We start from the raw sequence: 13436 nt of genomic DNA on the forward strand, positions 1-13436 counted from the left end.
GCGGGCGATCATCGGACCGAATACCTCATGCCTGTCTGCACCCTACATGCCCTTCCCTACCAGCCGGACCCGGCCTCCTGGTTCGACCTCGTACGCCATGCTCCAGGCGCAATTTTGCTTGACTCTGGAAGGCCGCAGGCCGACCGCGGGCGCTACGACCTGATCAGCGCCTGGCCAATGCAAGTCCTCGAGCCCGTTGCGACAGAAACAGGCGATGCCTTCTTTGCCAGGCTTCGCGACGCTCTGCGATCACTGGGTGATGCCGAGGCGCCGGGCGGCATCGACCTGCCCTTTACCGGCGGTTTGCTGGGCTACCTCAGTTATGATTTCGGCACCCGACTGGAGCGTTTGCCCAGCAATGCCATCGACGATCTGGGCCTGCCCCTGGCCAGATTCGGGCTCTATGGATGGGCGCTGATCAGCGATCATCATCATCGGGTCACGCATCTGGTCTTTCATCCTGCAATGGACGAGTCTGAGCGCGCCCGCCTGCTTACCCTGTTCGAAACGGACCGGCAACCTGCTCAGATGGCGTTCGAGCTGACCTCGGCATTCAAAGCGGACCTGCAACACGACGATTACCGTCACGCCATCGAGCGCATTCAGCGCTACATCCAGGCGGGCGACTGCTATCAGGTGAATTTTGCCCAACGCTTCCAGGCCTCCTGCGATGGCGATGCATGGCAGGCGTTCTGCGACCTGCGTAGCGCCTGCCCGACGCCATTCGCCGGCTTCATGGCTCTGGATGACGCATCCATAGTCAGCCTCTCTCCCGAACGCTTCATGCGCCTGACCAAGGGCACCGTTGAAACGCGCCCGATCAAAGGCACCCGCCCCAGGCAGCTCGATACGCAGTCCGATCTGGCCGAGGCCGAGGCGCTGCTGGCCAGCAAGAAGGACCGAGCCGAAAACCTGATGATCGTAGATCTGTTACGCAATGATCTTGGCCGCAGTTGCGAGATCGGCAGCGTGCGGGTTCCCGAGCTGTTTTCACTGGAAACCTACCCCAACGTCCATCATTTGGTCAGCAGCGTCAGCGGTCGCCTCGCGGCAGGCAAGGATGCGCTGGATCTGTTGAGCGGCAGCTTTCCAGGAGGCTCGATAACCGGCGCGCCGAAGATCCGCTCGATGCAAATCATCGACGAACTGGAGCCCACTCGGCGCTCGATCTACTGCGGCTCATTGCTTTATCTGGACGTACGCGGCGAAATGGACAGCTCGATCGCTATCCGCACCCTGCTGATCAAGGGCGACCAGGTCTATTGCTGGGGAGGGGGCGGCATCGTCGCGGACTCGGATTGGCAAGCCGAATACCAGGAAACGATGGACAAGGTGAGTGTGCTGCTTAGAACCCTGGAGAAAACCCTGCACCGATGACAACCACGGCAGAGGTCGCTGCCGTGGAGGCTGCCCTTTCATCTACAGCGTGAGCTTACGATTGGACGCCCTGATGAACTCCTGCTTGAGCTCCTCAAAGGTATGCACCGCTGGGAACTGAGGAAATTCACGGATCACGTTGTCTGGCGCATGGAACAGGATTCCCGCGTGCGCTTCGGAAAGCATCGTGGTGTCGTTATAGGAGTCGCCCGCCGCGATGACCCGGTAATAGAGGCTCTTCAGCGCGATAACCGACTGGCGCTTGGGGTCTTTCTGACGCAGCTGATAATCAACGACGCGATCTGAATCATCGGTGATCAGGCGATGGCATAGCAGTGTCGGAAAGCCCAAGCTGGCGCATCAACGGCTGCGAGAACTCGTAGAACGTATCGGACAGGATGACGACCTGAAAACGCTCACGCAACCAATCGACGAACTCGACGGCTCCATCGAGCGGCTTCAATGTGGCAATGACCTTCTGGATGTCAGTGAGTTTCAGGTTGTGCTCATCGAGAATGCGCAGCCGCTGCTTCATCAATACGTCGTAGTCAGGAATGTCGCGCGTAGTGGCCCGGAGTGATTCGATTCCGGTGGCCTCGGCGAAGGCGATCCAGATTTCGGGAACCAGAACACCTTCCAGATCGAGACAGGCTATTTCCACGGGCGCGCTCCTTACAGCACAAAAAATTGAAGCGGCACTCTAACGGCAAGGGTCAAGCGAAGCAACGCGATGCTTATTCCACAAACGGTGGTCCCTCAGCCTCAAAGGTTATTTAGCGTAATAAAGAGTGTTTGCTAAGATCCGCGGCCAGCAGAGCGCGCCAAGCGCCAACAAAGGAAGCCGCCTGATGAGTGAAACAATCGACGTAGCCGGACTGGCTGCTGCCTACGCTGAGAAATCCCCGCAAGATATCCTCAAGCTTGCCTTCGACCTCTTTGGCGACGACTTGTGGATCTCCTTCAGTGGGGCCGAAGACGTGGTCCTGGTCGATATGGCCTGGAAGCTGAACAAGAACCTCAAGGTGTTCAGCCTCGATACCGGTCGCTTACACAGCGAGACCTACCGATTCATAGAGCAGGTCCGGGAGCACTACGGCATCCCCATCGAGATCATGACACCCGACCCTGCACTGTTACAGCCAATGGTCAACGAGAAGGGTTTGTTCAGCTTCTACCGTGACGGCCATGGCGAATGCTGTGGAATACGCAAGATAGAACCGCTGCGCCGCAAGCTTTCTACGGTCCGCGCCTGGGCGACGGGCCAACGACGTGATCAGAGCCCGGGCACACGCAGCCAGGTAGCCACCTTGGAAATCGACACGGCCTTCTCGACTCCCGACCACAAGCTCTACAAGTTCAACCCCTTGGCGCAGATGACCAGCGAAGAGGTCTGGACCTATATCCGCATGCTCGAAGTGCCTTACAACAGCTTGCATGAGCGCGGCTTCATCAGCATTGGCTGTGAACCCTGCACCCGTCCTGTGCTGCCCAATCAGCATGAGCGGGAAGGACGCTGGTGGTGGGAAGAAGCAACGCAGAAAGAATGCGGTTTGCACGCCGGCAATCTCATCGCCAAAAGCTGACAGGTCCAAAAGACGGTGGCCGCGAACCGAACTCCGGTTCGCAGCCGAGATTCGAAACTGCCTCGTTCATCAAAATGTCGGCAGTTCGACATCACGAAAAAGTTCGTCCACTTCAACCTTGTTGCGGCACTGTACGGCTTTTTCGATCATTTCCCGGTCCAGATGCGGCGCGAAGGTTTCGATGAAGTCACACATGAAACCGCGCAAGAACGTACCGCGCCGGAAGCCAATCTTGGTCACGCTGGACTCGAACAGCTCGCTTGCATCCAGCACAACAAGATCGGGGTCGAGCTTGGCGTCCACCGCCATGCGCGCGACGATTCCTACGCCCAGGCCCAGGCGAACGTAGGTCTTGATGACATCGGCGTCCGCCGCGGTGAAGACGACCTTCGGCGAGAGCCCGCGATGGCTGAATGCCTCATCCAGCTTGGAGCGCCCGGTGAAGCCGAACACATAGGTAACGAGGGGTTGTTCCGCCAGCGCCTCAAGGGTCAGCTTTTCAAGCCTGGTCAGTGGGTGACCCTGCGGAACCACAACGCAGCGGTTCCAGCGGTAGCACGGCATCATGACCAGATCGCCAAACAACTCCAGGCCTTCGGTGGCAATGGCGAAATCCACGGTTCCGTCAGCGGCCATCTCGGCGATCTGCATCGGGGTGCCCTGGTGCATGTGCAGCGATACGTCCGGGTAACGCTTGATGAAAGCGCTGATGACCTGCGGAAGTGCATAACGGGCCTGCGTATGGGTCGTCGCTATACTCAGCGTGCCACGCTTCTCGTTGGAAAACTCCTGTGCGATCTGCTTGATGCTTTCACACTTGCGAAGGATTTCCCCAGCCGTGGTGATGATTCTCTCCCCGGCTGGTGTCACCCGGGTCAGGTGCTTGCCGCTGCGTGCGAACACCTCTACTCCAAGCTCATCCTCCAATAGCCTTATTTGCTTGCTGATTCCAGGTTGCGAGGTGAACAGGCTTTGCGCTGTTGCAGAAACATTGAGGTCATGATGCGCCACTTCCCAGATGTAACGCAGTTGCTGAAGCTTCATAGACGTTCCTCAAAGGCCAATGGCGCCCGAACAGTGCTTTCTTATAGCTGTTTGCACCAGAAGGTCAGGATTCTAGGTCAATTTCTTATGTGCCGCCTGTCGGCGAACGCTGGCTCATCAGGCACGCTATTAAAGTCGCTCTCATTCCCAGTAGTCATTGTGCACTTCTCCAAACACGAGACGGGGTCCTCTACCGCCGGGCCAGCCCGCGCACTCAAACCAACCTCTGTTTGAGCTTAGCAGCCGGCATCGAGACTGCAGCGAGGGGCCGCTCGGCGGCCACTCAGAAAGACCTCAGCGGGCGGAAAGAAACTTGAGCGACTGGTAAAGCGCTTCGGTCCTGGGCATGGCATAGCCAACCTTTTCGGCCGCTGCCAGCGGAGCGGCATAGATGGCTTCAAGCTCCATAGGGCGCCCCCGCGCATGGTCGTGGTACATGCTCGGCAGGTAGTCTGGCATGCGGTCCGTCATAGCCAGCATGCGGTCGGCCAGGATTTCCGGCAGGGCATAGCCACAGGCTGCGGCGGCACCGCAGGCTTCCAGCATGATCGCCTTGACCATCGCTCGACTGTCTGGGTTGGCCATCAGTGACGCCGTGCCGGCGTCGAGCAGAACCGACAGGCCGTTGTAAGGCATATTCCAGACCAGCTTCTGCCAACGCGCCATGGCCAGATCGGGTGCTGCATTGGAATCCACGCCAGCCGCACGAAACATTTCTACGCCCTGCTCGACCCACGCCGCCTGGCTCTCGGTAGTGGCAACCGGACCTGAGTGATACGCGATATTCACCCCGCCGAGGGCCTGATGCTCGATAACGCCCAGGGCGGCGCGATGAACGCAGATGAAGCAGAGCCCCCCTAGCAGGTGCAACCCTGAAGGCAAAATCTCACGCAGATCATCCTCTACCGCCAGTCCGTTCTGCAGCACCACGACTTTTGCGTCGTCGGCGGCTGCCTCGATGATCAACGGTGCCAGCTCTCGATTGCTGGTACTTTTGGCACCAACCAGCACCCAGTCACACTTGGGCATGTCGGCCGGGTTGCGATACGCATTTATCTCGTTCAGGTGCAGCGCGCCGTGCACCGCGCTGTTTATCTGTAAGCCGTTTTCCTTAACGACGTCATAGTCGCTGCGCAAAAGAAAATGGACGTCGTAACCCGCACGGGCAAGCATTACGCCATAGAACCCACCGATCGCGCCGGCGCCTATGACCGCTATTCGAGGCCGGGATGTATTCATGCAGATCTCACTTAAAGCGATACGGGATGATGGCCTGACCCAGGCCGGAAATCAGCACCTTAGCAGCGTCACGATATCCCGCACAGCCGAGCTTGCAGTACTGGATCCGAAGCGGCCCCAATACCTGTGATCATTGCGGCCCCTATGGACCTTCAAGGTCGTTGTCGAGGCGGCGAAGACGCGATAAGGTTCCGCATCCCCGCTGCGATCTCACGCCTTGCTCCGCCGCACCGGGATGGCTGGCGGACGGCATCCGTGACCCTGATGAGAACACGATGGCTGATTTACCGATCGATGACCTTAACGTTGCCTCCAACGAGACCCTGATTACACCGGAGCAATTGAAGCGTGAAATTCCGCTGACCGCGTCCGCACTGAAAACCGTTTCTCATGGTCGTCAGGTGGTTCGCGATATCCTGGATGGCCGGGATCATCGACTTTTCGTCGTGATAGGCCCCTGCTCGATCCATGACCTCAAGGCCGCACATGAATACGCCGAGCGTCTGAAGGGGTTGGCTGAAAAGGTGGCGGACAGCCTGTTTCTTGTCATGCGCGTCTATTTCGAAAAGCCTCGCACCACAGTGGGCTGGAAAGGCCTGATCAACGATCCCTACATGGACGACTCGTTCAAGATTCAGGATGGCCTGCACATTGGCCGCAAACTGCTTCTGGACCTGGCTGAAATGGGTCTGCCCACAGCGACCGAGGCGCTCGATCCGATCTCCCCGCAGTATCTGCAGGACCTGATCAGCTGGTCTGCAATCGGCGCTCGCACCACCGAATCCCAGACCCATCGCGAAATGGCGTCCGGCCTTTCCTCCGCGGTGGGCTTCAAGAACGGTACGGATGGCAGCCTGACCGTTGCGATCAACGCGTTGCAGTCGGTCTCCAGCCCGCACCGTTTCCTGGGTATCAATCAGTCAGGCGGCGTGTCCATCGTCACCACCAAGGGCAACGCCTACGGGCACGTGGTATTGCGTGGTGGTAATGGCAAGCCAAACTACGATTCGGTCAGCGTCGCTGTTTGCGAGCAGGAACTGCACAAGGCCGGGATCAGCCCCAACATCATGGTTGACTGCAGCCACGCCAATTCCAACAAGGATCCGGCGCTGCAGCCACTGGTCATGGATAACGTGGCCAATCAGATCCTCGAGGGCAACAACTCGATTGTGGGCCTGATGGTTGAAAGCCACCTGGGCTGGGGCAATCAATCAATCCCCAAGGACCTGGCAGACCTCAAGTACGGCGTCTCCATTACCGACGCCTGCATCGACTGGGACGCCACGGAAAAGGCCGTACTCGGCATGCATGCCAAGCTCAGGGACATCCTTCCGAAGCGTAACCGCGGTTAAACACGTCGATATGGCCAAAACGCCGCTTGCCGGCGTTTGTCATTCGCTGTCCATCCCGTCATCGGGTTTTCCCTGGCGTTCGATATAGCGCTCCACATAGGAGCATGACGGGATAACGGTGTATCCCTCTCGGTCTGCATATTCGAGCGCATGCCGGGTCAGCACAGCGGCAATGCCGCGACCTCTCAGAGCATCTGGCACAAAAGTTCTGTAGATATCCAGAGTCTGCTTGCCGAGGTCCATGTAAGACAGATAAGCGCGAAAGCCATCCACGGTTGTCACGAACTGATGTTCCGTCTGGTCATGATGGATGGTCAGTTTATCGCTCATCTTGCCTCCTAAGCAGGCTTGCCCTGCCCATCATTTCGAGTCGGGCCATGCGTAACCCGCGCGCAGGCCGCTCGGTATTATTGTTTGTTGGACAGCGCATGCTACCGTTATGCGAGACACCGCTACAATTGGTTTGAAGTCTTGCGCTTAGCCAACAGAGGACGTGGCAACAGATCGCCTCTCCAACACACCTTCGAAGTGCAACTTTTCCGGCATTTCATCGGTCCACTCAGCGAGTGCGATAGCTTGCTCTGGTTGGTTTTCAGCCAACCGGGGCAGCAAGCGCCAAAATGAAATGAGCTTGCAGAAAAAATGTGGTAGCACACTGCTTGCCTCAGTTTACTTAGCGCAACTTATAGGTAGTATGTGCGCGCCAACTTTCCATAACGGAAGTTGCCATGGATTACATCCTTAAGGGGAACATGATGAACAACGCTCTGAAATTTTCTGCTCTGGCTTTCGCTGCAGTTCTGGCTACTGGTTGCAGCAACAGCATGACCAAGGAAAGCGAAGCACGTCTGACGGCAACCGAAGACTCTGCTGCTCGCGCCCAGGCTCGTGCTGACGAAGCGTACAGCAAAGCCGACCAGGCAATGCAGGCTGCTCAGAAGGCTCAGCAGACTGCTGACGAAGCCAACGAGCGCGCCCTGCGCATGCTGGAACGCGCCAGCCGCAAGTAAGCTTCAGACAAAAAAAAGCCGACCTTTTCAGGTCGGCTTTTTGTTGCCCGCCTAAAAGCGGATCAGAATATGTGTTCCTCTTGAACAGCCAGGGCCTGCCCCTGCTCGGCAATCTGGATCGGAAGGCCGTCTTCACCGGCAATGACGTCTCTGACCATTTCCCAATCCAGCTGCAGCACGCCTGCCGTCTCGTCACGTTTCAGTAGCGTATTGATTACTACCGCATGCTTGTCCATCAGCGTCATGTGCTTGTCCTCGTCCTGCAGCGGGGTATGCGCTTCCAGATAGACCTTGCCCTGACTTACCCCAAACTTGTACGGCTCATCGATGATGCGCACCGGTGTGCCGACCTTCACCAGTCCGGCCAGCTCCAGCACGTTGTGATTGAGCATACGGAAGCAGCCATGGCTGACACGCATGCCGATGCCGAATTTCTTGTTGGACCCATGGATAAGGTAGCCGGGCAGCGCCAGGCTCATCTTGTACGGACCGAGCGGATTGTCAGGCCCCGGCGGCACGACTTTCGGCAGGGGGTCACCTTCGGCAGCATGCTCGGCCCGGATCGACTGGGGCGGGTACCAGGCTGGATTGCTGGTCATCGCTGAAATTCGTGTCTTACCGACCGGCGAGCCCCAGCCTTCGCGTCCAATGCCGAGCGGAAAGGTATGAACGACGTTCCTTCCTTCGGGATAGTAATAGAGGCGGTACTCGGCAAGATTGATGACGATGCCTTCGCGCGGTCCGGGCGGGAGTATGAAGCGTGTCGGCAGTATGACGTCTGTACCTTCGCCCGGCAGCCACGGGTCGACACCCGGATTGGCCGCGACGAGCTCGAGGTAACCGAGGTCATGGGTTTCGCCCAAGGCCGCGAAAGTGTCTTCGTACTTGGCTTTGATGACCTGGATTTCACCTACGACATCTTCGCCCACCGGAGGGAGCGGCAACTCTAGTGCCGCCACCGGTCCGGCCAACAGCGAGGCAGCAAGTGACAAACAGGAAGCGACTGCAGACGCACGCGAGAGCATTCAGGGTTTCCTTGGGATCGAGGTACGGTTGTTGGCGCCGATTGTACTCGAAGTGCGAGCAGCCGCCGAGCTACCAGGCACTGATGAAGGACAGAAGGCCACGCCGTTGAGCACTGAGAGCTTGACGACAGGCTGGACAGAGCCTTCGATCCTTGAGGGCGGTGCGTTCCAGGTCCTGCCAACGCGGCTTGGACGGCAGGAAGCCTCCACAGAGGGTACGATCAACCTGCCCGCTCAACTCCAGTTGCCGCAACGCCAGATGAAGGCGGTTCTCGCGGCAGGCAAACAGGTCGAACTGTTCGTCGGGGACGATAAGGCGGTAGGCAAAAAGGGTCCAGGCTGGGCGCGGCATCTGATGCTCCGATCGAGGGGCGCGACAGTAGCCGCGTGCACCGCTCAAAGCAAGGGTTCTAAAGCCGGCCAGACGTTATCCAGCAAACGCTGCTGAGCACCCGCTGCGGGATGAATGCCATCGCTTTGCATCATGCCCGGCACCCCACCTACTCCCTCCAGAAAGAAGGAGACAAAGGCAGGCTCCTTCTCGTCGGCAAGCGATTCGAAAGCCTGAGCGAATGCCGTGGTGTAGCGCTGCCCGAGATTCGGTGGCATCAGCATGCCGAGCACCAGGACGCGAGCCCCCGCCTCGCGGGACTGGTCAATCATGTCGGCAAGATTCTGTTTCAATTGGACGGGCGACTGGCCACGCAGCCCATCATTGCCACCAAGCTCCAGAATGACCACGTCAGGGTCATGCTCACTGAGCAGTCCTGGCAGCCTGGAGCGCCCGCCAGCCGTGGTGTCTCCGCTGATGGAGGCATTGACCACCTTGTAGTCCGGCGCATGTGAATCCAGGCGTTCCTGCAGCAGTTGCACCCAACCCTGGCTTGTTTCCAGGCCGAAAGCGGCGCTGATACTATCGCCGACTACCAGTACCGTCCCGGCCAGGGCTCCTTGAGCCCAGCACAGCAGCACCAATGCCACACCTCTCAGCCACTTTCCCATCGGACTCTCCATGACTGCCAGCATTCTTGATGCGCGGAACCTTAGCAAAGTGGTACCCAGCACGGAAGGCGAATTGGCCATACTCGACCAGGTGTCACTGAGCCTGAACAAAGGTGACAGCCTGGCCATTGTCGGCACTTCAGGCTCGGGCAAGTCGACCCTGCTCGGCCTGCTTGCCGGCCTGGACCTGCCCAGTTCCGGTCAGGTGCACCTGGCGGGCCATGATCTGGGTGCGCTGGACGAGGACCGGCGCGCCCGGGTGCGGGCCGAACATGTCGGTTTTGTCTTTCAGTCCTTCCAGTTGCTGGACAGTCTCAACGCGTTGGAAAACGTGATGTTGCCACTGGAGCTGCATGGCCGTCGCGACGCCCAGGCCAAGGCCAGCGAATTGCTGAAGCGAGTCGGCCTTGGCGCTCGGCTGCATCACTATCCTCGGCAACTGTCCGGAGGGGAGCAGCAACGGGTCGCTGTGGCGCGCGCCTTCGCTGCCGAACCGGAGGTGCTGTTTGCCGACGAACCGACCGGCAACCTGGATAGCCACACCGGAGCGACCGTCATCGAGTTGTTGTTCGAACTGAACCGGGAACGCGGTACCACCCTGGTGTTGGTGACCCACGATGAAAGGCTGGCCCAGCGATGCCAGCGCCTGCTGAGGCTCGAAGGGGGACGCCAGCTCCCAAGCGAGCAGTTGGGATGAGGCGTGTTCCCGCCAGCCGGCTGGCCTCCCTTGCACTTCGTCAGCTGATGCGCGATGCCCGCGCCGGTGAGCTGCGGGTGTTGTTCTTTGCGCTATTGATTGCCGTTGCAGCGAGCACGGCCATCGGCTACTTCGGTGCGCGACTGAATGATGCGATGTTGCTGCGCGCTACCGAGTTCCTCGGCGCCGACCTCGTGTTGCGCGGCAGCGCACCTGCTGAACCCGGGCAGATCGAAGCGGGTACGCGCCTGGCACTTGATCACGCACAGGTGGTGGAGTTCTCCAGTGTCATAGCCACCGACGACGACCTTCAGTTGGCCAGCGTCAAGGCCGTCGACGATGCCTACCCGTTACGCGGCGAGCTGCGCAGTGCGCCCGCCCCCTACAGCCCTGAAGAGCCGGGCCGGGGCCCAGCCCCGGGTGAAGCCTGGGCGGAGGCCCGGCTGTTCGCTGCCCTGAATCTGATGATTGGCGACCGCATTGACGTCGGCAACCAGTCGTTGCAGTTGACCCGGGTTCTGACCTACGAGCCCGACCGGGTCGGCGACTTTTACAGCCTGACGCCACGCGTACTGATGCACCTGGACGATCTCGGCGCGACCGGCGTCGTCCAGCCGGGCAGCCGCGTGCGCTATCGGGAGCTCTGGCGTGGCGAGACGGCACAGCTGGAGGCATATGAGCAGGCCATCAAACCGGAACTCCAGCCGCACCAGCGTATCGAGACCGCAAAGGATGGGAACCGCCAGATTGGCGGAGCGCTGAATCGTGCCGAGCGGTACTTGAACCTCGCCAGCCTGGCCGCCGTCTTGCTGGCCGGCGTCGCTGTCGCCCTGTCGGCGGCTCGCTTTGCGGCCCGCCGCTTCGACAGCAGTGCCTTGCTTCGCTGCCTGGGGCTGTCACGACAGGAAGCACTGACGCTCTATACCCTGCAGCTGGCTTATCTGGGCGTCGTCGCCAGCGCTACGGGTGCCCTGCTGGGCTGGGCGGCACAACACGGCCTGTTCTTTCTGTTGCGGGAGCTGGTGGTCAGCGAAGTGCCTCCAGCGACACTCTGGCCGGCCCTGGCAGGCATCGCCACCGGTCTCGTTGCTCTGGCTGGTTTTGCACTGCCGCCGCTGGCAGCGCTTGGAAGAGTCCCGCCGTTGCGGGTCTTACGACGCGACATGCTGCCTGTTCCGCCCAGTTCCTGGCTCGTTTATGGCGCTGCAATCCTTGCCCTTGGACTCATCATGTGGCGCCTGAGTCTGGATCTGCAGATAACCCTCGCGCTGCTGGGCGGCGGTCTGCTGGCCACCCTGGTCCTCGGGGGTCTCCTGCTGCTCGCTTTGCAAGGGCTGCGCCGCGCATTGTCTGGCGCATCGCTGCCCTGGCGCCTGGGCCTCGGCCAGTTGCTTCGTCACCCGTTGGCGGCCGCAGGGCAATCGCTGGCCTTCGGTCTCATACTGCTTGCCATGGCGCTGATTGCACTGCTGCGCGGTGAGCTGCTGGACACCTGGCAAAACCAGCTACCCGACGATGCGCCGAATCATTTCGTCTTGAACGTCCTGCCAGCCGACCGTGATGACTTCGCCATACGCATGGCGGCCCTGTCTGACCATTCCGCGCCGCTCTATCCCGTCGTACCCGGTCGCCTGATCGCCATAAACGGTGCGCCGGTGCGCGAGCTGGTCAGCAAGGAAAGCCAGGGCGAGCGCGCCATCCGCCGGGATCTTAGCCTGACCTGGGCACAGGAGCTGCCTTCGGACAACCGCATCACGGCTGGTCATTGGTGGGATGGCACACAAGGAGAGCTACCAGGCGTCTCGGTCGAGGCGGAGCTGGCCGCAAGCCTGAACCTGACCCTGGGTGACCGCCTGAGCTTTTCAGTGGGCGGAATAACCCGTGATGTCAGCGTGACGAGCCTGCGCGAAGTCAACTGGGACAGCTTCCAGCCCAATTTCTACATGATCTTCGAGCCAGAAACGCTGCAAGACGTGCCGGCTACCTACATGACCAGCTTCCATCTGCCGGAGGGCAAGGAGCGCGAACTGGTGCAGCTGGCGAGGGATTTTCCGTCCGCCACCATTCTTCAGGTAGAGGCACTGCTCAGCCAGCTGCGCAGTATCCTGGCCCAGGTCTCCCTGGCCGTCGAATATGTGCTGATGTTCGTCCTGGCGGCCGGTCTGGCCGTTCTCTTCGCTGGCTTGCAGGCGACCCTCGACGAGCGTATTCGCCAAGGCGCGCTGCTACGGGCATTGGGCGCCGAGCGCCGCCTGCTACTCAAGGCCAGGCGTGCCGAGTTCGGTGTCCTAGGCGCCGCCAGCGGACTGCTCGCTGCCGTGGGATGCGAGCTGGTAAGCGCCCTGCTCTATCACTTCGTCTTCGATCTGCGCTGGCAGCCGCACCCCTGGCTGCTGCTGTTGCCAGTCATCGGTGCCCTGCTGGTAGGTGCGGCCGGCGTGCTGGGTACGCGTCGAGCGCTGAATGCCAGTCCACTCGACGTATTGCGGGACAATTGATGACTGTAGCAACCGACCCGACCGGCTATAGAATGCTCGACCCTGCGCCTGATCCGGACCGAACATGAGCCGTTACCGCCCGCCCCGTCCCGCTGGAACACCGCTTATTACGCCCGAAGGCGAGGCGCGGCTGCGAGCCGAACTGCACGAGCTGTGGCATGTGAAAAGACCGCAGGTCACCCAGTCGGTCAGTGAAGCCGCTGCGCAAGGTGACCGCTCGGAGAACGCCGAATACACCTACGGTAAAAAGATGCTTCGCGAAATCGACAGCCGCGTCCGCTTCCTTACCAAACGGCTTGAAAAGCTCAAGGTTGTCAGTGCGGGGCCAAGTGACCCCGGCAAGGTATATTTCGGCGCCTGGGTGACAGTCGAAGACGAAGATGGCGAGCAAGCTCGCTATCGGATTGTCGGACCTGATGAACTGGACCTGCGCCAGGGCTTGATCAGTATCGACTCGCCGCTGGCACGAGCACTGGTGGGCAAGACCCTTGATGCCGAAGTGCAGGTGCAGACCCCGACCGGAACGAAGCTGTGGTACATCGTGGCGATCAACTATCCCTGAGCGAACAGTTTTTTCATCAAGGGTCGACGCTCCAGCATGGTCTCGCG

At 60.0% G+C, this 13436-nt stretch carries 13 protein-coding genes and 1 pseudogene; 7 read left to right on the top strand and 7 right to left on the bottom strand.

What is annotated here, in order from left to right; all coding sequences use genetic code 11:
• Nucleotides 1-27 precede the first annotated feature (27 nt).
• On the top strand, nucleotides 28-1377 hold the full coding sequence (pabB, locus tag AC4LFW_RS08325) for an aminodeoxychorismate synthase component I (protein ID WP_491818617.1): 1350 nt from the start codon (nucleotides 28-30) through the stop codon (nucleotides 1375-1377).
• Between the two features lie 42 nt (nucleotides 1378-1419).
• On the opposite strand, the pseudogene thrH reads toward pabB, so the two are convergent.
• A pseudogene (thrH, locus tag AC4LFW_RS08330) lies at nucleotides 1420-2038 on the bottom strand (bifunctional phosphoserine phosphatase/homoserine phosphotransferase ThrH).
• A 187-nt stretch (nucleotides 2039-2225) separates the two neighbouring features.
• Here thrH and AC4LFW_RS08335 point away from each other — a divergent pair.
• Complete coding sequence (locus AC4LFW_RS08335) at nucleotides 2226-2960, top strand: phosphoadenylyl-sulfate reductase (RefSeq protein WP_491818618.1); 735 nt, start codon at nucleotides 2226-2228, stop codon at nucleotides 2958-2960.
• A 69-nt stretch (nucleotides 2961-3029) separates the two neighbouring features.
• Here the strand turns inward: AC4LFW_RS08335 and cysB are convergent, their stop codons facing one another.
• Together cysB and AC4LFW_RS08345 are read right to left on the bottom strand one after the other, a co-directional pair.
• Nucleotides 3030-4004 (bottom strand): HTH-type transcriptional regulator CysB, encoded by a 975-nt coding sequence (gene cysB / locus AC4LFW_RS08340; protein ID WP_491818619.1) that lies wholly within the window; start codon nucleotides 4002-4004, stop codon nucleotides 3030-3032.
• Nucleotides 4005-4298: 294 nt separating this feature from the next.
• Complete coding sequence (locus AC4LFW_RS08345) at nucleotides 4299-5243, bottom strand: putative 2-dehydropantoate 2-reductase (protein ID WP_491818620.1); 945 nt, start codon at nucleotides 5241-5243, stop codon at nucleotides 4299-4301.
• A 275-nt stretch (nucleotides 5244-5518) separates the two neighbouring features.
• Here AC4LFW_RS08345 and AC4LFW_RS08350 point away from each other — a divergent pair, with 275 nt between their 5' ends.
• The gene (locus tag AC4LFW_RS08350) at nucleotides 5519-6595 is read left to right on the top strand and encodes a 3-deoxy-7-phosphoheptulonate synthase (RefSeq protein WP_491818621.1); all 1077 of its coding nucleotides are present in this window, start codon (nucleotides 5519-5521) and stop codon (nucleotides 6593-6595) included.
• Between the two features lie 39 nt (nucleotides 6596-6634).
• Here the strand turns inward: AC4LFW_RS08350 and AC4LFW_RS08355 are convergent, their stop codons facing one another.
• Nucleotides 6635-6925, bottom strand: a complete 291-nt coding sequence (locus tag AC4LFW_RS08355; protein ID WP_491818622.1) for a GNAT family N-acetyltransferase — start codon at nucleotides 6923-6925, stop codon at nucleotides 6635-6637.
• A 425-nt stretch (nucleotides 6926-7350) separates the two neighbouring features.
• On the opposite strand from AC4LFW_RS08355, the gene AC4LFW_RS08360 reads away from it, so the two are divergent.
• On the top strand, nucleotides 7351-7605 hold the full coding sequence (locus AC4LFW_RS08360; RefSeq protein WP_491820174.1) for an Lpp/OprI family alanine-zipper lipoprotein: 255 nt from the start codon (nucleotides 7351-7353) through the stop codon (nucleotides 7603-7605).
• 62 nt (nucleotides 7606-7667) lie between these two features.
• Here the strand turns inward: AC4LFW_RS08360 and AC4LFW_RS08365 are convergent, their stop codons facing one another.
• The 3 genes from AC4LFW_RS08365 to AC4LFW_RS08375 all read right to left on the bottom strand — a co-directional run bounded on the left by AC4LFW_RS08365 (nucleotide 7668) and on the right by AC4LFW_RS08375 (nucleotide 9632).
• Entirely contained in the window at nucleotides 7668-8630 is a 963-nt protein-coding gene (locus tag AC4LFW_RS08365) for a L,D-transpeptidase family protein (RefSeq protein ID WP_491818623.1), read from the bottom strand.
• 70 nt (nucleotides 8631-8700) lie between these two features.
• Nucleotides 8701-8982, bottom strand: coding sequence for a hypothetical protein (locus AC4LFW_RS08370; protein ID WP_491818624.1), 282 nt, complete (start codon nucleotides 8980-8982; stop codon nucleotides 8701-8703).
• A 44-nt stretch (nucleotides 8983-9026) separates the two neighbouring features.
• Nucleotides 9027-9632 carry an arylesterase gene (locus tag AC4LFW_RS08375; RefSeq protein WP_491818625.1) on the bottom strand — a complete coding sequence of 202 codons (606 nt, stop codon included), beginning with the start codon at nucleotides 9630-9632 and terminating at the stop codon, nucleotides 9027-9029.
• 10 nt (nucleotides 9633-9642) lie between these two features.
• Between AC4LFW_RS08375 and AC4LFW_RS08380 the strand changes: the two genes are divergently transcribed.
• From AC4LFW_RS08380 to greB, 3 genes are all read left to right on the top strand, one after another.
• Nucleotides 9643-10329 carry an ABC transporter ATP-binding protein gene (locus AC4LFW_RS08380; RefSeq protein WP_491818626.1) on the top strand — a complete coding sequence of 229 codons (687 nt, stop codon included), beginning with the start codon at nucleotides 9643-9645 and terminating at the stop codon, nucleotides 10327-10329.
• Nucleotides 10326-12827: an ABC transporter permease gene (locus AC4LFW_RS08385; RefSeq protein ID WP_491818627.1), complete on the top strand. Its 2502-nt coding sequence runs from the start codon at nucleotides 10326-10328 to the stop codon at nucleotides 12825-12827. The genes AC4LFW_RS08380 and AC4LFW_RS08385 overlap by 4 nt, the downstream gene beginning before the upstream one ends.
• Before the next feature lie 64 nt (nucleotides 12828-12891).
• Nucleotides 12892-13389, top strand: coding sequence for a transcription elongation factor GreB (greB, locus tag AC4LFW_RS08390; RefSeq protein ID WP_491818628.1), 498 nt, complete (start codon nucleotides 12892-12894; stop codon nucleotides 13387-13389).
• Nucleotides 13390-13436 lie beyond the last annotated feature (47 nt).

It is taken from the genome of Stutzerimonas sp. C6.4V (assembly GCF_058536345.1).